This is a genomic window from Armatimonadota bacterium (assembly GCA_029907255.1).
In the GTDB taxonomy this organism is placed as follows: Bacteria; Armatimonadota; UBA5829; order DTJY01; family DTJY01; genus JAIMAU01.
On the sequence record JARYMF010000003.1, the window covers coordinates 74,415 to 95,722 of the forward strand.

The window sequence follows — 21,308 nt, forward strand, 5'->3', positions numbered from 1 at the left end:
GAAATAATATTGACACGTGATGAATATAGCGGTATATTAAGAAGAAAGCGTGATAAATCTTTGACTATTTTGCGAATTCGGTTGACGCGGACACTTTCTTGTGTTTTAATGTCTTAGTATCCATTCATTAAATACGGGAAAGCCCAGCAATAATTTTAGTAATAAATGAAGGAGGCGCACCATGGATTCAAAGGACGGTGCCAGGGATTATGTAGGTATTCGCAAAGGACTTGGGGGAAAATCTCTTGGAGAATTGGAGGCCCAAATACTCGATATAATTTGGGACCTAGAGCCACCTGTTAGCACTACTCAGGTTTTTAAAATTATGTACCCCCGACGCGAGTTGTCTTACTCAACGATAATGCTTACCATGGCTAAGCTAGCCAGAAAAGGAATACTTAGCCAGGAAAAAACCGGAGATAAAAAAACCGATCCATTCATTTACATCCCAAATATTACCCGCGAAGAAATGGGGCTAGTGCTACTTAATGAAGTATCCAAAAAGGTCTTACACAAACCACTGCATGAAGCAATTCCCATGTTGTGTGGGATGAAAGAAGGCGAGATTTCTGCAAAGGCACTTGAGAAACTTGGAGAGCGCATAAAGAACGTCGAAATAAAAGCTGAGTAGTGGTCTAACATCCCACCATTGTTTTGGTGAGGCATATACTTTTAATGTTTTTGGTCAGAAATGAGGCAGACGTAAGTCTGCCTCATTAATTTAAAAGGTGCAAGGTTAGCTTTTTCTTTCTAAATGTTATTAAAGCTTCTGAACAGCTAGCGGCCATAGCGACTAGTGTTTGCAAAAACACAATTTTGGTGATATTCTCTAAGTCAAATCATATAAATAATCCATGGTGCTGGCAAAGCAATGGGGTGGAGCTTTGAATGGACAGAAAAGGCAAAGTAATTGGAATGTTAGTTTTTATCTTGGGTATTGCACTCACATTACTGGTATTTGGCATGGCTTTTGCGATGTTCACCTCAAAGACAGCTAGTATTGTCCTGCCAAGCGATGCTGGCGCAGTTAAACTTGGCAGCGCAGTTATTCAATTAATTTTCAAAATCGTATTACTTTTTATAATGACGATTGCGGGTTCAGTTATCGCTGGGAAAGGTATCCAGCTGTACCTTGGTGTATCTGGCGTCAAGCAAAAGAGTGAGGAATGATGATGGACATAGGCTCAATGCTTGGAAAACTTGTCTTGGCGACAATTCTTGGAGGAATAGTCGGTTGGGAACGCGAAGTGCACGACCGACCTGCCGGTTTGCGTACCCACATGCTTGTGTGTTTGGGTTCGACACTCATAACTCTTGTTTCGATGTCTTTTGGTACAACCTCTGACCCGAGCAGAATTGCCGCACAAATAGTAAGCGGAATTGGCTTTTTAGGAGCTGGCACAATTTTGCGACAAGGAAACGTAGTTCGTGGTCTAACAACAGCCGCAAGTTTATGGACTACTGCTGGCATTGGGTTGGCGGTTGCCGTAGGCAAGGGGTTGCTAATACTTGCTGTTTTAACAACTTTAATAGTTTTTCTGACTCTATCGGTTTTGAGCAGGCTGGAATCAAGCATCGGGAAGAAAAATATACGTCAGCTTAGACTTGAGATACCGGCTCAGGAAACAAGTGTTCTCACAGAGACGCTCGAGAAGCTTGTGAGCATGGGTGTTGTTATTCGTTCGATATCTTCTCGAGAAGGTGCGGCCGGCATGAGGATAATTGATATGAGGGTTTGTGTGCCTCGAGATATAAAAGTGGAATCAATAAGCGAGATGCTATCAAGTTTGCCAAAGTTAACTAGATTCGAATGGACATAATGCAGAAGGTTCATTAAAAAGGCTTGCAACAACCATAGATATGTGATATACTTTAATTGCGTAATGCCGAGGTGCTTAGTGAAAGAGTGGGTAGCACGCCCACTCTTTTATGTTGATGCATAAACCGGCGAATGAGAAAAGGTGCATTATGAACGGTGATTTCATAGACGCGCTACGTGCAATTGAAAAAGAAAAAGAGATACCTTTCGAGGTACTCGTTGAGACAATAGAATCGGCGCTCGTTACTGCTTACAAGAAGAATTTTGCCGCAACGGGCGATATTCGCGTGCGTGTGGAATTCAGCAAGGGCGGATTCAAAGTCTTTTGCGAGAAAACCGTTGTGGACAAAGTTAACAACCCTCACGCAGAGATATCACTTGCAGAGGCGCATACTTTAAATTCAAGCCTTAAGCTTGGAGATGTAATTGAAGTAGAGGTAACGCCTAAAGATTTCGGACGAATCGCTGCGCAGACTGCAAAGCAAGTAGTTGTTCAGCGCATAAGGGAAGCGGAACGCGATAAAATTTTTGAAGAGTTTAGCGAGCGCATTGGCGAAGTTATGACCGGTACAGTTCAGCGCCATGAACAAAAAAACGTTTTCATTTCGCTGGGCAAAGTTGAAGCTCTCCTGCCGCCAAATGAACAAGTGCCAACCGAGCCATATAAATTCAACGACAGGATAAAGGTCTACATACTCGACGTTAGGAGGACTCCAAAAGGCCCACAGGTGATCGTATCTCGCACACATCCGAGCCTTATTCGGCGTCTTTTTGAGCTTGAAGTACCGGAAATTCATGATGGCGTGGTAACCATAAAATCGGTTGCCCGCGAACCGGGTGCAAGGTCAAAAATTGCTGTTGCTTCTAATGACGAGAAAGTTGACCCTGTTGGAGCATGTGTTGGCCACCGGGGCAGCCGTGTTCAGGCAATCGTTAACGAGCTGTACGACGAGAAGATTGATATTGTTAGATGGGATGAAAATCCTTCGAAGTTTATTGCAGAAGCGCTCAGCCCAGCAAAGGTTATATCTGTTGATGCAGATGAAGAAACAATGAGTGCATTTGTAATCGTTCCTGATAATCAACTATCGTTAGCGATTGGCAAGGCAGGCCAAAATGTTCGTTTAGCTGCACGTCTCACAGGATGGCGCATAGATATAAAAAGCGAATCCCAAGTGGCAAGAGCTGCTTTGACCGTTAAACTTCCTGAGGAAGGAAAACCTGGCGTCGAAGAAAGCTCAACCGAAGCCGGTGGAGTCGAAGAATACGTGTCTCCTGAGGAGGTAGAAGAAAAACTAATAACTGAAGAAGGCGAAGCTGCTGTTGAGGAAGAAGTTCAATTGGAGGAGGAAGAGCCTTCAGAAAAGGCAGTAGAAGCTGTTGCTGAAGCAATAGTTTATCAAGGTGAATCTGAGGTAGAGGACACTCCGCAAGAGCAAGAGCCAGAAGATAACGAAATGGCGTCTACCTAAAAATGAGACAACGCAAGATACCTATAAGGACCTGCGTGGCATGTAGAACAAGCGGTGAGAAGAAATCACTCATTAGGATAGTTAGAACTTCCGAAGGGCGAGTTGTCATAGATGCCACTGGTAAGTTGCCAGGAAGAGGAGCTTATGTCTGTCCGTCTGTCAATTGCTTGAATAAAGCAATAAAGGAAAAGCGTTTATCTCGGGCGTTGCGCATCGAAGTCCCTGAGGAAGTTATACAGGAAGCAAAACAAATCGTGAGTCAAGGGTCGGAAGAGATGTAGAAGAAATCGCTGAGATTCTGCAAAAGCGCCAGCTGCCTGACCCTGTCCTGGTTAATGGAAGAGGTGACAGATAAGTGTCTAGTGTACGCATTTATGAATTGGCAAAGGAGCTGGGCATCAGTAATCGAGAACTGATAGCCGCATTGGCGGATCTCGGCATAGAAGTCAAAAGCCATTCAAGTACAATTGATGAGCAAAGTGCAGACCTAGTAACTGAAAGAATAAAAAAAGAGCAGAAAGCTCAGAAAACACAAGAGAAAACCGCGGCAAAAGAGCATATTGAGACACGGAAAACCGAAGACATAAAGAAAACAGAGCCTGCCACAAAGAAACATGAAGAAAAGAAACCCGTGCCTCCAAAAGGCAAAGTAGAACTTCCTCAGCAAGCAACTGTCAGGCAGCTTGCTGAATTGCTAAAAGTACAGACTGCAGATATTCAAAAGGCATTGGTAAAGCAGGGGGCACTTGTTGCAGTTAATCAAGTTGTTCCTCCTGAATTGGCAAAAAAAGTAGTGGAAAACCTTGGCTTCGAAGTAGTACTTCCACCTCCACCGCCGCCAAAACAAGAAGTTCCATCGCCAAGTAAGCCAAGCGAAGCAAAGCCTGTAACAGCACCGCCAAAGCTGGTTACTCCTCCCACAAAAACCGAGCCTGAAAAGCCTTCAAAGCCTTTGAATCTTGTTCCTCGGCCCCCGATAGTAACAATTCTAGGCCACGTTGACCATGGTAAAACCACTCTGCTCGATGCAATTCGGCAGACGAATGTAACTGACCAAGAGTTTGGGGGAATTACTCAACACATAGGCGCATATCAGGTTGAAGTAGATGGTAAGAAAATCACCTTTCTAGATACACCTGGCCATGAAGCTTTCACTGCCATGCGAGCAAGAGGTGCTCAGGTAACCGACCTTGCGGTTCTTGTTGTGGCGGCCGACGATGGGGTAATGCCTCAAACAATTGAAGCAATTGACCATGCTCGTGCGGCCGGCGTGCCAATACTGGTTGCTATAAATAAAATTGACAAACCGGAAGCAAATATTGACAGAACCAGGCAACAATTGGCAGAGCATGGTTTGGTGGTTGAGGAATGGGGCGGCGACACAGTAGCAGTCCAAATATCTGCCAAAGAAAAACAAGGGTTGGATGAACTTCTTGAGATGATTATCCTTGTAAGCGAACTGCAGGAGCTCAAGGCTGACCCAAACGGCCCATTAGATGCCACCGTTATCGAAGCAAAACTTGACCGTGGCAGAGGTCCTGTTGCTACCGTGCTTGTTAAAAGCGGTACCCTTAAAGTTGGAGATTCGATTGTTGTTGGAGAATCGTATGGCAAAATAAAGCTTATGTTAGATGACCGCGGCCATCGAATCTCAAAAGCAGGTCCATCTACCCCTGTTGAAATAGCGGGCTTATCTTCAGTTCCAGAGGCTGGAGACAAAGTTGAAGTAGTTAAAGATGAAAAAGAAGCAAGGCAAATTGCTGAAAGCCGAATAGAGGAGCAACGAGAAGCAAAGCTGGCGGCAACTCAGCGTGTTACGCTTGCTGACTTATATCGCCAACTACGCGAAGGCGTGGTTAAAGAGTTAAATGTAATTCTTAAAGGTGACGTACAAGGTTCGGTTGAAGCAATTTCACAATCGCTAAACAAACTTTCTACTGAGGATGTGCGATTGAATATTATACACACTGGCGTAGGCAACGTTACCGAATCTGACGTCCTGCTTGCGTCAGCCTCCAATGCAGTTATAATCGGTTTTAATGTAAAGATTGACCCACAAGCAAAGCGCATGGCCGAATCTGAAGGAATCGATGTTCGACTTTACCGCGTAATATACGAGCTACTAGATGATGTAAAAAGTGCCATGCAAGGGCTCCTCGAACCTATTAAAAAGGAGATAATCATAGGTCATGCTGAGGTGCGTGCCACATTTAAGCTTCCACGTGGCGTTGTTGCCGGATGCTATGTAACAGATGGCAAAATGGAACGAGGCGCCGAAGCACGTATTCTTCGCAATGGAAAAACGTTGCATACAGGCAGAATTGCATCTTTGAGGCATCTTAAAGAAGACGTGCGTGAGATGGCTGCCGGTTTTGAATGCGGAATAATAGTTGACGGATTCAGCGAATACGAAATTGGTGACGTTGTAGAGGCTTATACCATACAAGAGGTTACTCCTGGTTAGCAATATAACCATAAGGCAATTCTTTTTAAATCGAAGTGATAGACTATGATAGTTGGAATACTTACAATAGACCTTTTGGTAGTAGGAAGCAATTCGTTGAAAGAAAAACGTCACGTAGTAAGAAGCCTGCTTGACAATATTAGAAACAAATTCAACGTGTCAGCGGCGGAACTTGATAGTCTCGACTCCAGACGACGTGCAGTCATAGGCGTTGCATGCATTAGCAACGATAGGGCTATTGCTAACACCATGTTAAATAAGGCGCTGGGCTTAGTTGAAAGCGATCCCAGAGCAGCAATCGAAAGATCACATCTCGAGTTCCTATAAGGGGTTAAAACCAATGCCCGATAGGCTTGAGCGTGTAAAGGAGCTCCTTAAGAGCGAAATAAGCGAGATAATCAGGCGGGAAATAAAAGATCCTCGGCTTGGTTTTGTAACAATTACCGATGCAGAGGTCTCAAAAGATCTTCGGCATGCCAAAATATTTATTAGCGTTTTAGGCGATGAACAGAAAAAACAAGAGACGCTAAACGTTCTTCAATCAGCCGCTGGTTTTATTCGGGGCGAGTTTGGCAGACACGCCAGGATGAAAATAATACCCGAAATTACATTCAAGCTGGATACAACAGTTGAGCGTGGCGCGCGCATATTTGAACTGCTGGAACAGGTGAAACGGGATGAAGAGCAACCTCCAAGCGGTAACTGAGATTCTTAAAAGTAAGAAGAGTTTCCTGATAGGCGGTCATGTCAGCCCCGATGGAGATTCATTGGGATGTATGTGCGCTCTGGGAATAGCCCTTGAACGGATGGAAAAAAAAGTCGTACTTCTTAGCGCAGACGGTGTCCCAGAACTCTATAGTTTCCTTCCGATAAGCAACAAAGTCATTAAAACGGCGCCGGTACGTTCATGTTTTGAAGTTGGAATAGTAATTGATTGCGAGGACATAAGCAGGCTTGGACAAGTTGAGGAAGCTTTTCGCTCATGTGAAACTATTATAGAAATAGACCACCATCCAAACCTAGACCGAAATGGAAATCTTCAATTAATCTGGCCTTCAGCAGCCGCCGCAGGAGAAATCGTTTTTGAACTTCTTAAAAATATGGAAGTTCGGATTGACGCAGATATTGCAACCTGCCTTTTGACGGCAATCATGACTGATACCGGATCATTTAGGTTCAGTAATGTAACACCGCAAACCTTTCGAATTAGTGCGGAGCTTTTAGAAAAGGGTGCTTCGCCAAGCAAAATTGCCCATAATGTATATGAAAACCGGTCGCTATCGAGCACAAAACTTCTTGGAGCGGTGTTATCTTCACTGCAGACTACAGATTCAGGCCGTATCGCTTGGGCTTCAATCACACAAGAACAGCTTGCCACAATCCAAGCCTCAGAGGCGGAGACGGAGGGCGTTGTCAACTACATACGTTCAATACGCGGTGCTCAGGTTGGCGTCCTATTTCGTGAGTGCCCAGATGGCTCAACACGCGTAAGCTTGCGATCTCGTGACGGTTCCGACATAAGTCAGGTTGCCAGACTGTTCGGCGGTGGCGGACATAGAACCGCCGCTGGTTGTACTATCAACCATCCACTTGCTCATACACAGGAATTGGTGATAGACGCGGTTCGTAAATGGATGGGGTCTTAAATATAAACAAGCCTCAGGGTCCAACTTCACACGACGTTGTTGCACTAGTGAGGAGCATTTCAGGAGAAAAGCGAGTTGGTCATGCAGGCACGCTCGACCCAATGGCGTCGGGCGTGCTTCTTGTTTGTTTGGGAAACGCAGTAAGAATAATCGAGTACCTGGTAAATTTAAAAAAGGTCTATCGTGCCACTGCGGTCTTCGGGGCAGTTACAGACACGGAAGATGCCACGGGAAAGATAATAGAGGAATCGGATGCTTCATACGTAACTGAGGCAATGCTCCGCAGCACTCTTGAAAAGTTCACCGGAAAAATATTGCAAACTCCTCCAATGATTTCAGCAGTTCGATATAAAGGTCGAAAACTTTATGAGCTTGCGCGTGCCGGCAAGATTTTAGAAAGAAACCCGAGAATTGTTGAAATCTATTCATTGAAGTTAGTAGAGTTTCAACCAGGCAGAAAAGCTGAAGCAGTACTTGAAATAGAATGTTCAAAAGGAACCTATATACGGACACTTTGTGCGGATATCGGTCGTGAGCTTAGCTGTGGTGGGTACATGAAGTCTTTAATCCGCACCGCAATCGGGCATTTTAAAATTCAAGATAGTATTTCTCCTTCGGTTGTAGAAGAACTTGCAAGCGAAAGCAGACTTGGGGAAGTACTGTTTTCAATTGACGAAGCTTTGGCTGACATGCCTTCAGTAATAGTAAATGCTGAGGACGTTAACAGAATAGCTAATGGCGCGGTTGTATATTTAGAAAGACCAGTCGCAAATATATGCGAAGGCAATAATGTGAAAATAAAATCACCAGAAGGTTGCGTTATTGCAATTGGAACTGCGTCATGGTTGTCAGATGGAAAAATGCAAATAAAGCCCCTAAAAGTGTTTATTAAAAAGTAAGCTGGCGTTAAGTTGTTGGACGGAAAGTCGCCGTTGTTGCGCCAGCTGAAGTTTGATGAGCATCTTTTATTTCTTCTTTTAGTTTTACCACATATGCATGTCGAATGGGTCGCAATTAAGAGTCGGCGGAGTTTGTGTTGGATCGAGCGACCCCACTACGGTGAAGAAGCAATTTGGTATGGCGGCATGACCGGGTGAATATATTTTAACAGGCATGCCTGATCCGTCGTCGATAAAGAATTGATTATTATCAAAACCATCTTCTTGCACAACGCCCCACACCATAAATCTGTATCTTTGGCTTCCCTGATATGCGGCGGAGTTATAGATTCCGCGATTAGTAATACCGCAAACTGGCGGTGGAGGTCCTAATCGTTCAAAATCAAAGACTGTCTCGACGCCTTTGACGCCAATTACAAGCTTGTCGACATAAGCATCTATGCCACAAGATTCCCACCACCATGCACCGTATCTGCTGTCAATAGCTTTTCCTGCACCAATTTTAACGCTTAAACCTGTACCAGTGAGATTGCCAGTTGGGTAATCACCTACGGGGGGTACAACTATTCTCATAGGACTGGTTTCATTTCCATACCTGTTTATAAGCCAATCCCAGTTACCAAAATAGTTTGGGCTTGACGTATATATAAGCTCCCAATAACCTGTTGGCGACATTAGGTCCCATTCTTGCCATGTATTAAATTGAACATTTTGGTCGCCATTTCTCCCCCATGGGTAGAAGACAAAGCGTCTTTGCTGGGTAGTCGTACCACTGTCTGTTATAAGCTCTACCATTGGTGGCTGACCTCTGTTGTAGAGTCTTGATGAGACAAATGTCCATATCTTAAAGCTTGTTATTTCCTTAAGACTTACTCCCATAAAATCATTGGTTCCAATATAAACTTTGGAAAGGGGGTCGGAATCGCTGTAGAACGTTTGCATATGAAGAGACGAACTACCTGAAGGTGCTACTCCTGGCCCATCTACGAAATTGCATATTGGCGAAGTGTTTGCAGTTCCTTTTTGAATAGCAATTTTCCAACCGTTCATTGAATTGGGAGAAACCACGATTGTTTTTGCCTGGGCGGTAATGCTAATAGCTAAAATAGCAATTAATGTGATTGCAGCAAATCGAACAGAGCGCATTTCATACCCCCTAAAATGCAAATGGTGGAGGTGTTCTAAGTGTTGTTTACTGCTAAATACCCATTTTGTCAACCGGTCACACAATAAACAGGTACTTTTACTAGATGCGCCATTATCAAAATTGCATTTTCCTCTTGCTTTTCATTAGTGAATAAGTTATCCTATCGTTAATATCTGAACTCAAATTAATCGGACTGGAGTGAAGCGATGTCTCCTGACGGTTGGTTCCGCAGAAGATTAAAAACAGCAGGGAAAGCCGCTAGGAAACACCTAGATGAGCTTCCAGATGGTCTTTGGATCAAGTGCCCAAAGTGTGGTGAAATTCTTTTCAGCAAAGAGCTCGAGAAGAATCTCGAGGTTTGCAACAAATGTGGCTATCATTTCAAGTTAAGGGCAGCGAAGCGATTAGCAATTACCGTTGACGAAGGCTCGTTCGTTGAAATAGACAACGAACTTGTTACATTAAACCCGCTCAACTTCCCCGAATACGATAAGAAAATCGAAAAAGGGAAAGCAGAGACAGGCATGAATGATTCAATGATTACAGGTTATGCAAGTATTGGCGGGCAGCCTGTGGTAATAGGAATAGCAGACTTTGCATTTATTGGCGGAAGTATGGGTTCTGTTTACGGTGAGCGTGTTGCGCGTGCGTTTGAAAGAGCAACAACTGAGAATCTTCCTGTTATCATGATCAATGCTTCGGGCGGTGCCCGAATGTATGAAGGTTTAATCTCTCTAATGCAGATGCCAAAGACGGCCGCAGCAGTCGGCAGATTTAATAAGGCTGGCGGCTTGTATATATCTGTGCTGACAGATCCTACAACTGCAGGTGTTTTAGCGAGCTTTGCCATGCTTGCTGATATCATCATAGCAGAGCCTGACGCCCTAATCGGATTCACCGGACAGAGGGTAGCAGCTCAGGCACAAGTAATTAAAACGCCGCCAGGATTTCAAAGGGCTGAATTTCAGCTAGAACATGGGATGGTGGATATGGTTGTCCACCGCCGTGAATTAAGGGATACCCTTAAAAAGTTGCTAACAATTGGAGTAAAGAGGGAAAGCTATGGCATTTAACGTGCTTGATTTTGAAAAGCCGCTTGCAGAATTAGATGCAAACATAGCAGAACTTAAGCGCATCTCCGAAATAGAAGGAGTTGATCGTTCTAAGGAGATTGCCGAGCTTGAAGAACATCGCGAGCGACTTGCACAGCAGATATTTAGCAATCTTACTCCTTGGGATAAAACCTTAATTGCAAGGCATCCCAACAGGCCATACACTCTTGACTATGTGCGTGCCATATTCGATGAATTTGTTGAGCTTCACGGTGATAGACTTTTTGCCGATGATAATGCAATCGTTGGGGGGATAGCTTTTTGGGATGGCAAGCCAATATTTGTTGTAGGCCATCAGAAGGGGCGTGACCTCAAAGAGCGTCAATTCCGAAATTTTGGCAGCGCAAAACCCGAGGGATACCGCAAAGCTCTTCGCCTAATGAAAATGGCTGAGAAGTTTGGCCATCCGATAATTGCATTTGTGGATACACCCGCAGCAGATTGTAGCGTTGGATCTGAAGAAAGGGGTATTGCAGAAGCAATTGCCAGGAATATGATGGAGATGGCAATGCTTCGCACGCCAATCATTGTTATTGTTATTGGCGAAGGCGGTAGTGGTGGTGCAATAGGTTTGGGAGTAGGAAATCGTGTTCTTATGATGGAACACGCAATTTATTCTGTAATTCCACCTGAAGGATGCGCAGCAATTATCTGGCGCGACCCAGCAAAAGGTCCCGAAGCCGCTGAAGCACTCAAGCTAACAGCTCAGCATGCTTTGGAATTTGGATTGATTGATGAAATCATTCCCGAGCCTTTGGGCGGTGCACATCGAAACTACGAAGCTGCAACTTTGGCGGTGCGAGAAGCAATTATTCGTAACCTTGAACTGTTAGAAAAATACACCCCCGATGAACTTCCTGCTCAGCGATATGATAAATTCAGGAAAATGGGAATTTTTGCTACGGCAGAGCCCGAGAAAAAGAGCAAAAAAGCACAAAGAAGTTAACAAAGAAAGAAGCATAAAAGAAGGTTAAGATATGCAAAATGAATAGAACGATTCTGCTAATATTTATTTCGGTGGCTTTGTCAGCCACATTTTTATGCTACGCATACTGCCAATCGGAGAGCACTTTTAAAATGAAAGACTTTGAGTTTTCTTATACCACAGGTGGGGTGTCGCTTAAGTATAAAGATGTAACCATAATTCGAAAATCATCGCTTTACGTCGTTTCACCAGGTTGGACCAGGCTTCTGTTTGGCCATCACCAGGCTGAGCACAAAATCACTTGTGAAGACATTCCTGATGGCAAGGTTGTCAGGATTAGCATGGGTAACGAATTTTTCTCTGCAACTTACCATGTAACAATGAAAGATTCCAATGAGGTCACCATTGACCTTGCCTATCAATTAGTCCAAGATGTGCCTGCAGAGATTGAATATTGCGTTGGCTATATTCCGGCACAGCTTATTGCAGGATTCCCCTACGAAGCGGAAACTGAAGAAGGTCAAAGGAGTGGTTTTGTTCCATATACTGCCAAGTCAGCTGACCATTTTGAATCAATGCTGGTGCCGCCATTTAAACGATTAGAGTTCGAAACACGGCCTGCAGATATAGAAATATCAGTTTCGGGCGACTGCTCAGGGTTAATTATATTCGATGCAAGACGCGACCCACAAGTGTGGGCACGTGAGGCGCCGATATTCTGGTGTGGTATGGGACACCCCCCAGAAAAGATTGTTTACGGTAAAGAGTACCATGTAGTTACAAACTTTAAGTTCGTTCCAAGGCAAGTGCAAGAATGCTTCGAACTCAATCCTACTTCGGTTGAAATCAAAACAGTTAAAAATGCCAAGCTTCCAAAAGAAGATTTAATCAAGATAATTCCAGAGCCAAAGTACGTTGAATACAGCGAGCGTGATTTTATCATTGAAGATAATGTAGCGATTGTCTTGCCAGACAATCCCACTTCTGATGACCGCCTGAATGCAGAAATATTGAATGAGGAATTAAACGACATATACGGCGTTACGCTTCCAGTAACGACTCCATCCAAAATGAAGCCAGGGACAAAAATCATTGGCATAGGAGAACCTGCGCGTAATTCGACGGTAGCATATCTCTGTAAAGAAACTGGCTTGGAAGTTCCAAATTATGATGAAGGATATGCGCTAAAATCTTGTTCCCAGTTTGTTGTAATTGCTGGAAAAGACACTCGCGGGACATTTTATGGCGTTCAAACCTTACTTCAACTTTTAAAACCCACTGTAGATGGGGCAGCTGTCCACGGCGCAATTGTTCGTGATTGGCCCACGATGAAGATTCGCGGGGCGCATATTTTTATGGGAGGCCAGGGAAAGCCATTTATTAAAAAGTTAATAAGGCGTATTTTCGCGCGCCATAAAATGAATTATCTCATCTTCCAAACGGACTATGTGAAGTGGGAAAGTCATCCAGAAATATGGGTTTCATATGGTGCAAGCAAGGCGGATGTAAAAGAGGTCGTAGAATATGCAAAAATGCACCATATGGAGGTGGTTCCGCTCGTTCAATCGCTCGGCCATTCTGAATGGATGTTCGCAAATAATTCTAACCTAAACCTTGCGGAAGACCCTGAGCATCCGTATGGTTACTGCCCAAGCAAACCAGAAAGCTATAAGTTTTTGTTTGACATATACAATGAGGCAATAGAAGTATTCAAGCCAAAGGTTTTTCATATAGGCCACGACGAAATCACCATGAGAGGTCGCTTCCCACGGGATGAGCTATGTTCGAAAAAAACTATATCACAGCTTTTCCTCGAAGATGTTGAAAAGCTTCGCGCATATCTTGCCGAAAGGGGTATTCGCACAATGCTTTGGGGAGATATGATGCTCCATAGTAGTGAAACTCCCTGTGCTGGCATGGCAGAATCATTGGAGGCGGCAAAGGAGCGGCGTGAAGCTCTACCAAAGGATATCATAATTGCTGATTGGCACTACTGCACTTCGGAAGACTTTCCAAGCGTGCGGCTTTTCAAAGAAAAGGGACACGAGGTACTTGCTTGTACATGGTACAATCCGTATAACATTTATGATTTCAGCCGTTCGGCAAAAAAAGATGGCGCGGAAGGTCTTATCCAAACCCTTTGGTCAGGGTTTAATGTTGATGAAAGATGTTTAGACCAGCAATTCCATCAGTACCATGCGTTTATATTAGCGGCTGAGTATGCTTGGAACACTGGGGAAACATCAGTAAGTGACCTACCTTATTTTTCAGGAGAAGAGTTTCTGAAACTTTGGAGGCGTGAAAAAGCCGACCACTCAGCAAGTGATGGCTTTGTGGTGAATCTTTCACCATTCGCAAATATCATGCTCAGTAGCGATAACGAAAGTGCATGGATAGGTTATGGGCCAGATCATGATCTCAGAGAGTTGAAAACGGGGAATATCCGGCTGTGCGGAATTGGGTTTGAGATACCTCAAAACAAGGCGCTTATGTTCTCTGGCGCAATGAATCCAAAAGGTTCATGGCCTTGTGAGATTCGAATACCGCTGTCTAGAACTGCTGATAGTGTGGCTTTCCTTATTGCAACGGGCTGGGTTGCTGAAAAGGGCACACCAGTCGGGAAAATTGTCTTTAGGTATTCAAATACGGAATCTATGGTTCTCGACCTTGTGTATGGAGAAAACATCGCTGCATGGAACGACCATGGTTCAATTCCATATGCTACGGTTGCTTGGAGAGGAAAAACCCGTGCGGGGGAAATAATAGCCCTTCGCATTCTTCAATGGAATAATCCTTATCCAAAAAGGCCAATTCAAGCAATTGAAATCCTATCGAATAACACAGAAGCGTGTCCGATAGTATTTGCAATTACTGGAATCGGAGGTTAAGAATTAATCTTTACCAATCCTTGCTTTAAAAACGTCAAGTAAAGGGTCTCCTGTTCTTTCCATCATTCTAAGCAATTCCAATCGGAATTTGGAAAGAGTGTTCTTGTAATCCTTTTCTGCGATAAGGTTTTTCTGCTCCCAAGGGTCTTTTCGAATGTCATAGAGCTCCTCTGGCGTGCGGTAAAGAAAAAACTTAACACGCTCAGCAATTTTTTGATCGCTTGATTGCGCCATCGCCTTAAATGCCAAACCACCCATTGGCTCATTTTTGAATGTTGTTTTTCCATCCGACCAGGCATTGAAAATGTAGCTGAAGTTTTTCGTCCGAACACATCGCATTGGAAACATGTTGCCGGCGGAGGTACTGGTAATAAAAGTGAAAACTTTGTCCCATCCCGAAGAATGTTTGCCTTCTAGCAGGGGAACAAATGACCTGCCATCTAATCCTTCAACTTGGTCTAATGCCAGCGCATCAAGCACTGTTGGCATAAAATCAACGCCAGAAACAAGGTCTTTATCGTTAACTGTTCCCGGCTTAATTTTTCCGGGCCAGCGCACAATAAGTGGCGTCGCAGTGCTCGTATAGTAGCAGTTTGTTTTCGCAAATGGTTCGGAAATTCCGTTGTCGCTTAGGAAGAAAACGATGGTATTCTCTTCAAAACCGGTTTCTTTGAGTGCCCTAAGAATTTGACCGACTGTTTCATCGCATCTATGAACGGCTGTATAATACTGCGCCAGTTCTTTCCTAACATCAGGAGGATCGCCAGGGAGGAATGGAGGGACGGTAATTTCTTTAGGTTTGTAGGTTCTGCTAACTTTAGAGACTGTTTCTGCACCAGGAAAGGGTCTATGAGGGTCCATTGAGTTTGCCATAAGAAAGAATGGCTTCCCAGCAGCTTTAGCTTGTTCAAAGAAAGATTTTGATTTAACGTAGTATGCCTCGGGATCTCTACCATTGCCAAGATCCTGTGCAGGTATTTCAACATCCCAGCAAAATTTCCATTTTGGCGTAAGGTGTTCGATTTTTGCCATAATTCCATTAAAGTAACCAGCTTTTCGTAGATGTTCCTGAAGTGTTGGGACGTTCTCGTTAATTGGTTGAAATCCCAAGGCACCGTTTCTATGAGGGAATCTGCCTGTCATAAGAGCTGAACGACTGGGCTGGCAAATTGCACTTGTCACATGAGCTTGAGTGAAACGCATACCTTGCGCAGCTAGTGCGTCTAGATTTGGTGTAATGTCCGGAACTTCGCACCCAGTAACGCCAAGGGAATCGAAATTCATATCATCGGCGGTTATCAAAAGCACATTTAAGCGATTGTTGCTATTTCTGGCAAAGGTTCTGGGTGCAAATGCCATTGCTGCCGACGCTCCAAGTGCTGTAATGAATTCACGCCTTGTAAATTTATCCATCATTTCGTTCCTCGCCTATCACACGTCTAAATCATAGTATGGCATATTGTAAGTAGCGACGTCAATTCATCCGCTTGACGTCTTGAAATGCCAGGAATATCATAATTGCATATAAAAAAGATTTTTGGAGAGAAATATGCTTAACCAAGCGCACACATGGGCTGAAGCAGACCTTTTTCTAATGGCAGACGAAGGGATAGTTGAGAAAAGTGAAAATGCCACACGCCGGCTTTGTCCTATTGAGAAACATCCCGAGCCAGTAATAGTGCCGAATAGACCTTGGGAAGGACTAGCACCAAATGGCAAGGTTGACTCACTTCAAGATCCCTTCTATGCGGTCGTTGTTTTTGACCCAATCGAAGAAGTATTCAAATGTTGGTATAATGCTTACACCCGCATCGTAAACCGTGCTAACTACTCTCCGTTTGCAAACCAAGGTTCGTCATGCTGCTACGCTGTGAGCACCGACGGGGTGCATTGGGAAAAGCCTTCTGTCCGCGAGGTACTTTTTGATAATTCTTATGATAATAACATTGTTCGTTTTATGGAACATTCTGCAACACATGACACATGCGTGCTTGCTGAGCAGGTGTGGAACGTTTTGCCTTACGGAACCCCAGATTCAGAAGACCGTTGGGTTGCAACATTATTTACCGCTTATGACGACCCAATCTACTCTAAAGGCATTACAGTTTGCTTTAGTCAAGACGGACTTCGGTGGCGCATGCATTACCCTCCCGTACTTCCTTTAGATGGGGATTGTCACTCGCTGTCGATTGATCCAATGAACAAATGTTTCCTCATGACAACGCGGTCGCATCAACACATGAATTTATGCCGTAGATGGGGGCGCCCATGGAAGAGACATATTGCATTAAGCAAAAGCAGGGACCTCTTTCACTGGACCCCCATGCAAACCGTTCTAGAAGCCGACGAAAACGATCCTGAGGATACCCATCTATACTTAATGTACATCATTCCTTATGGCCATGCTTATCTTGGGCAACTGCTAGTCTTCAATACAAATGAGATGGTGCTTCACGAGCAACTTGCACTTAGTCGAGACCTTGAAAAATGGCAGAGAGTAGGCGATAGAAAGCCACTGCTAGAACGTGGTCCAGAGGGAAGTTGGGACTCTAAGCACGTTGCCTTAACCAATAACCCTCCACATCCCGAGGGCGATAAAATGCGATTTTGGTATGGTGGAGCATCAGCACCACACTACCAGGCGGGATATGGGGCACTGGGTACCGGAACCCTTCGTCGTGATGGATTTGTCTGCTGGGAGGCTGGCGAAAAGGAGGGCGTCATAACAACTATTCCTATGAAACCCATAGGGCCAACCTGGATTTTGCTCAATGTAGATGCAAGCAAGGGAGAAGCTCTAGTAGAAGTAACCGATAAAAACTTTAATCCAATCGAAGGATGTACAAAAGACGACTGCATTCCTGTTAGGGGAAATCACATACGTGCTGTTGTAAACTTTAAAGTCGAGCCTAAGGACCTCTTTTCACGTGGAAACTTCATGCGTTTCAATCATGATATACGCTTTCGATTCTACTTAAGAAATGCAAAATTGTATGCATTCAAGGCGCCAAACTTGCAACCATTGTGGCAGGATTCTTAAAGGTTTCAACAAACGTGGAAGGCAATGAACAATATCGAGTTTGAAGAGCGATTATTCGAAATGCGAATGGCAGCTTACCGTCATCCGAAGATTGATATAATAAACGTAGGATTTCGGCCAGTTAGCGGTAAAGTTGCCGACTTTTGCGTGATTGAAAATAATGGGCGTTATCATTTCTTTTATATTGAACGCCGGCTTCAAGAGGGGACCCCATTCTATCCTGGCAACGAAATTTATTTCGGCCATGCAAGTACCGAAGACTTTTTCAACTGGGAAGTTCATGACCCAGTGATGCTTATTCGCCCTGGGACATGGGAGGAAGCACATGTTTGGGCGCCGTTTGTGTTTCGCTATGGCGGTTTATTTGTTATGGCGTACACGGGAGTAAACAGATATATTTCGCAAAATATTGGCTTGGCATTTAGTAAGGACTTGTTTGAATGGGAACGCTGGGATGGCAATCCCATTTCGCCGTGTAAGGACAAAGATTGGGCATTTTGGCGTGAGGATCGTATATCTAGCTGTCGTGATCCCCACGTTTTTGAACATAATGGCAGGATATGGATGTGTTATACAGCAAACACGAGAAGCGGTGCCTCCTGCATTGCTTTGACAAGTACCGATGACCTTAAACATTGGGAGGACCATGGTCCCATACTTATAGGCCCAGCTGACGGATACGAACCTAGGCTTGAAGGAGGTCATCCCCAAGGGAGCTTGGAATCAAGCAATTTGCTTGTGAGAAATGATAGATGGTTCCTTCTTGTTAACGCTGCAATTCGGGGAACGCCAATCAGATGCTGGGTCTTTGAGAGCAATAGCATTGATTCTTTCAACTTTTCAGAAGGGCGAGAGTTTTGGCATGGCGGTGGAGGAGTGGAAATTGTAAAAGAAAAGGGTAGCCGTGCACTTCTCGCTAGCTTCGCATCAGGGACTATAAGATTCGGAGAAGTAGATTGGGCAGCAGAGCATCCCACAGCAAGATTTGTAACAGAGGAGCAGTTGAGGGAGTGGCAAAAATAGACAGTTTGAAAAGGGGACTAAGTTATTTATGTATAGACGAATTCTTTTGCAATTCTTGACTCCTGTTATTCTTGCTTTTGTCGGCGCGCTTCCTGTTTCAGCTTGGAAGGTAATTGATGCACACTGGCGCCCAGATGCGAACCCATGGGCAAAAGCACAAGTATGGGAGGGCACAATTTGGAGTGAAGGATGGTCGGAAGAGGAGCAGTTTTATCCAAAACACATGAAGCCATCGGGAAGCGTGCACGTAATACTTCGAAACGATTCTCAAATAAAGGATACTATTTGGTTGTCAAAAATTAATGATATCTCAATTGATAAACTTGTCACTAACTCACAAAATGCAGGAAACGTAATTTGGTACAAGGTTGAATCCCCTAAATTAACTGCTCCAAATGAATCATATTGGAAAGATGACAAAAATTGGGCTCAGCCCAAGCCGGTTGAAGTTGAAGGCGGCGGCTGGGTTGAATGTATAGTGCGATTTAGAACCACCCCAAAAGGTATTGTCCGCCTTCAATTCATTACAGGTTCAAATGGTATTGTTGAAGTGCCTGTGTCGATAAAGGCTCAAAGGGCCCGCATCGAATCTATTTCATTTTCTCCGAAGATAGATAAGCTGTATGTGTACATTCGCTCGCTAGATGGCAATGCTATCAGAACAGGGGTAGTAAGGCTCGATGGACATAAAGTGAGTGCAAGGTGGACTGAGGGGCCAAAATCATCAGGATTGTTGCTGGCAGAGATTGACCTAAAGCTTAGTTGGGAATACGGCTCATATCATCTTATTGAGGTTGAGATACCGGGTGAGTTGCAGCTGGTCCAACCTGTGCGTGCATGGGACAATTATTTTTGCATTGGACTCTATGGTGTTTTGGATGCCGGAAGCATAAGTGATGCGAAGGCGCACGGAATAAACACTTATTTCACGTCAGGCGTTTCCCCTCTGCTTGATGAAGCCGGCCTAAACTGCGTCCCCGCATATAACGTGGGCGAGGGTAGACCACGGAATGAAAACCAATCTGGCGTTCTCTTTTATCAAAACAAGGATGAGCCGGATGCGCACGATTTTTCAAGCGGAGAAAATCTGCCAGTCATGGACCGCTTAGGAGTTAATGCCCAAGCGGAGGTTTTGCCAAGGTTGAGCTACCAAAAAGCAAGGGATCCGAGAACACCCAACCTCTTGCTAGTAAACAATACTTATAAGCCTCTGAATTGGTATGTATATGGCCAGATTGCTGATATATATTGCACTGACCCGTATGTGCCCTTGAATGGCAGACAACTAGATTATGTATGGAGAGCTCTTGACTGTGCTAGAGATGCGTGTACACCCAGGCCGCTAGTTTCAGTTCTCTGGGCTTGTGGACTTGCTGGGGCCCGAAAGTTTGGCCACCGTCCACCAACGCCCCAGGAAGAGCGCATGATGGTATTCTATGCCCTAGGATGTGGGGTTAAGGGAATTGCATACTTCATTGACTTGACTTCCGAAACCGGCGAAGGAAAGTTCACCGGACTATCGGATATAAAACCACTCTGGGAAGAGGTTGGCCGCACAAACAAGGATGTCCAAGCATTAGCTAAATTTCTCTCAATCGGTTGTCCGATTCCAATTTCCATTTCAGGAAAAGACGTTTGGGCGCGGGCACTTCAATGTGGAAGAGATAATTTGGTAGTTATAGTGGTGAATACTAACCATTACATAGGTTTTGAAACTAGAAATGAATATGCTTGGCATACTCCAGCCAAAAACGTAGAGCTAACAATTTCTCTGCCACCTCACTTTCGAAATTGCCATTTAGAAGAGGTTAAAGGTGGAAAATTTGTCCCGCTATCATTTGAAAAGCTTAGAGGCGCAATCAAATTCAGATTGGATATTCTTGATGATGCAAGAGCTTTTGTAATTACAAATGGCTAAGAGATTAGCTTATCCACAAGCTCTTCTAAGCTGGGAAAAAGAAGCTTAACATGCCTGCTGCCTGGCATGCTTATAAAACAAATAAAACCCTCTTTTTCTGCTGTTTTAAGGAGCGAATCTATCTGAAGACGATTCAAGAGGAATAACTTTGCGAAATCTCCGTTTTGGATGCGGTCCAATGACTGAACTGTAGATGCTCCACTGTAAAGGGGTTCTTCATATAGGCAGTAAATAAATGTCTCCAGGCTGGGAATATGCGGACGAGGAAAGTAGCCTAAAGTATGCCGGCTTCCTATTGCAACTGAGACTGAGTCTAATATCTCCGCTTGCTTCAAAATTCTAAGCGCAAGAGTAATTGTCTTCTCGCTTTCGAAACCCCATGTCTTCTTTGCATACTTAATTATCAAGTCTCTGGTGATAATGGAGTCAATGGGGAAGAGAGATGCTGTGTTATCCATTCGAAATGTGTGTTCATCATAGTTCGCAGGCAAGCTTTGAAGCACGAAGAATGGATAAAAAATTTCCTCTGCAATTGCGCTAATTAACAAATCGGTCCTGGCAGTCCTCCAAAACAAGAGGTCTCGCCTAATAGAATCATCTTTCATTCGCGAAATTAGTTTAAGAAATGCAGAGGATGGCGATTTGGCGTCTGGTGATTTAAAAAAGCGCTGTATAATTTTTGAAGCTATGCGAAAACGCGTTGATTCGGATTTATGGGGAAGAATCGAAGCGATTTTATCTCGCAAACCAGCAAGGCTAGAGATATCGGCGAACGTCTCAATAGCCTGGATGCTATAATCATAATATAGTTCTTGACCAAATGTAGCTAACTCTTTGTATTTCACGCCGCCAGTATAGCAGAAATACACTACATCGAAAATAGCCCTCAATACATCTTTCCAAGTATCCCAAGAATGGTCTAGAATAAATAGGATAGTGTGCAAGAAAGGAGAAT

At 44.2% G+C, this 21,308-nt stretch carries 19 protein-coding genes; 16 read left to right on the top strand and 3 right to left on the bottom strand.

Features of this window, described 5'->3' with window-relative positions; genetic code table 11:
- The first annotated feature begins 181 nt into the window (after positions 1–181).
- The 10 genes from QHH26_03060 to truB all read left to right on the top strand — a co-directional run bounded on the left by QHH26_03060 (position 182) and on the right by truB (position 8,300).
- Positions 182–631 carry a BlaI/MecI/CopY family transcriptional regulator gene (locus QHH26_03060; GenBank protein MDH7480941.1) on the top strand — a complete coding sequence of 150 codons (450 nt, stop codon included), beginning with the start codon at positions 182–184 and terminating at the stop codon, positions 629–631.
- Positions 632–888: 257 nt separating this feature from the next.
- Complete coding sequence (locus QHH26_03065) at positions 889–1,170, top strand: hypothetical protein (protein ID MDH7480942.1); 282 nt, start codon at positions 889–891, stop codon at positions 1,168–1,170.
- A complete protein-coding gene (locus QHH26_03070; GenBank protein MDH7480943.1) occupies positions 1,167–1,820 on the top strand; it encodes an MgtC/SapB family protein in 654 nt (217 codons plus the stop codon). Before QHH26_03065 ends, QHH26_03070 begins: the two co-directional genes overlap by 4 nt.
- Before the next feature lie 148 nt (positions 1,821–1,968).
- Positions 1,969–3,291: a transcription termination factor NusA gene (gene nusA, locus QHH26_03075; GenBank protein ID MDH7480944.1), complete on the top strand. Its 1,323-nt coding sequence runs from the start codon at positions 1,969–1,971 to the stop codon at positions 3,289–3,291.
- 2 nt (positions 3,292–3,293) lie between these two features.
- Positions 3,294–3,572 (top strand): YlxR family protein, encoded by a 279-nt coding sequence (locus QHH26_03080; GenBank protein ID MDH7480945.1) that lies wholly within the window; start codon positions 3,294–3,296, stop codon positions 3,570–3,572.
- A gap of 74 nt (positions 3,573–3,646) precedes the next feature.
- Positions 3,647–5,755 carry a translation initiation factor IF-2 gene (gene infB / locus QHH26_03085; GenBank protein ID MDH7480946.1) on the top strand — a complete coding sequence of 703 codons (2,109 nt, stop codon included), beginning with the start codon at positions 3,647–3,649 and terminating at the stop codon, positions 5,753–5,755.
- Positions 5,756–5,800: 45 nt separating this feature from the next.
- Positions 5,801–6,082 (top strand): DUF503 domain-containing protein, encoded by a 282-nt coding sequence (locus tag QHH26_03090; protein MDH7480947.1) that lies wholly within the window; start codon positions 5,801–5,803, stop codon positions 6,080–6,082.
- 13 nt (positions 6,083–6,095) lie between these two features.
- The gene (rbfA, locus tag QHH26_03095; GenBank protein MDH7480948.1) at positions 6,096–6,461 is read left to right on the top strand and encodes a 30S ribosome-binding factor RbfA; all 366 of its coding nucleotides are present in this window, start codon (positions 6,096–6,098) and stop codon (positions 6,459–6,461) included.
- Positions 6,433–7,401, top strand: coding sequence for a bifunctional oligoribonuclease/PAP phosphatase NrnA (locus QHH26_03100; GenBank protein ID MDH7480949.1), 969 nt, complete (start codon positions 6,433–6,435; stop codon positions 7,399–7,401). The genes rbfA and QHH26_03100 overlap by 29 nt, the downstream gene beginning before the upstream one ends.
- Positions 7,386–8,300 (top strand): tRNA pseudouridine(55) synthase TruB, encoded by a 915-nt coding sequence (truB, locus tag QHH26_03105; GenBank protein ID MDH7480950.1) that lies wholly within the window; start codon positions 7,386–7,388, stop codon positions 8,298–8,300. Before QHH26_03100 ends, truB begins: the two co-directional genes overlap by 16 nt.
- Before the next feature lie 84 nt (positions 8,301–8,384).
- Here the strand turns inward: truB and QHH26_03110 are convergent, their stop codons facing one another.
- Positions 8,385–9,446, bottom strand: coding sequence for a hypothetical protein (locus QHH26_03110; GenBank protein MDH7480951.1), 1,062 nt, complete (start codon positions 9,444–9,446; stop codon positions 8,385–8,387).
- Positions 9,447–9,653: 207 nt separating this feature from the next.
- Here QHH26_03110 and accD point away from each other — a divergent pair, with 207 nt between their 5' ends.
- The 3 genes from accD to QHH26_03125 all read left to right on the top strand — a co-directional run bounded on the left by accD (position 9,654) and on the right by QHH26_03125 (position 14,372).
- The gene (gene accD / locus QHH26_03115; protein ID MDH7480952.1) at positions 9,654–10,520 is read left to right on the top strand and encodes an acetyl-CoA carboxylase, carboxyltransferase subunit beta; all 867 of its coding nucleotides are present in this window, start codon (positions 9,654–9,656) and stop codon (positions 10,518–10,520) included.
- Positions 10,510–11,505 carry an acetyl-CoA carboxylase carboxyltransferase subunit alpha gene (locus QHH26_03120; GenBank protein MDH7480953.1) on the top strand — a complete coding sequence of 332 codons (996 nt, stop codon included), beginning with the start codon at positions 10,510–10,512 and terminating at the stop codon, positions 11,503–11,505. The genes accD and QHH26_03120 overlap by 11 nt, the downstream gene beginning before the upstream one ends.
- Before the next feature lie 131 nt (positions 11,506–11,636).
- Positions 11,637–14,372, top strand: coding sequence for a beta-N-acetylhexosaminidase (locus tag QHH26_03125; GenBank protein ID MDH7480954.1), 2,736 nt, complete (start codon positions 11,637–11,639; stop codon positions 14,370–14,372).
- A 3-nt stretch (positions 14,373–14,375) separates the two neighbouring features.
- On the opposite strand, the gene QHH26_03130 is transcribed toward QHH26_03125, so the two are convergent.
- On the bottom strand, positions 14,376–15,788 hold the full coding sequence (locus QHH26_03130; GenBank protein MDH7480955.1) for a sulfatase: 1,413 nt from the start codon (positions 15,786–15,788) through the stop codon (positions 14,376–14,378).
- A 133-nt stretch (positions 15,789–15,921) separates the two neighbouring features.
- On the opposite strand from QHH26_03130, the gene QHH26_03135 reads away from it, so the two are divergent.
- Genes QHH26_03135 through QHH26_03145 form a run of 3 tightly spaced genes read left to right on the top strand, consistent with a single transcriptional unit; the run spans position 15,922 to position 20,353 of the window.
- Positions 15,922–17,412 carry a hypothetical protein gene (locus QHH26_03135; protein MDH7480956.1) on the top strand — a complete coding sequence of 497 codons (1,491 nt, stop codon included), beginning with the start codon at positions 15,922–15,924 and terminating at the stop codon, positions 17,410–17,412.
- A gap of 24 nt (positions 17,413–17,436) precedes the next feature.
- Complete coding sequence (locus QHH26_03140; protein MDH7480957.1) at positions 17,437–18,435, top strand: hypothetical protein; 999 nt, start codon at positions 17,437–17,439, stop codon at positions 18,433–18,435.
- Between the two features lie 28 nt (positions 18,436–18,463).
- Positions 18,464–20,353 carry a hypothetical protein gene (locus tag QHH26_03145; GenBank protein MDH7480958.1) on the top strand — a complete coding sequence of 630 codons (1,890 nt, stop codon included), beginning with the start codon at positions 18,464–18,466 and terminating at the stop codon, positions 20,351–20,353.
- Here the strand turns inward: QHH26_03145 and QHH26_03150 are convergent.
- Positions 20,350–21,243 (bottom strand): hypothetical protein, encoded by an 894-nt coding sequence (locus QHH26_03150; GenBank protein MDH7480959.1) that lies wholly within the window; start codon positions 21,241–21,243, stop codon positions 20,350–20,352. The two genes, QHH26_03145 and QHH26_03150, sit on opposite strands and share 4 nt — an antisense overlap.
- Positions 21,244–21,308 lie beyond the last annotated feature (65 nt).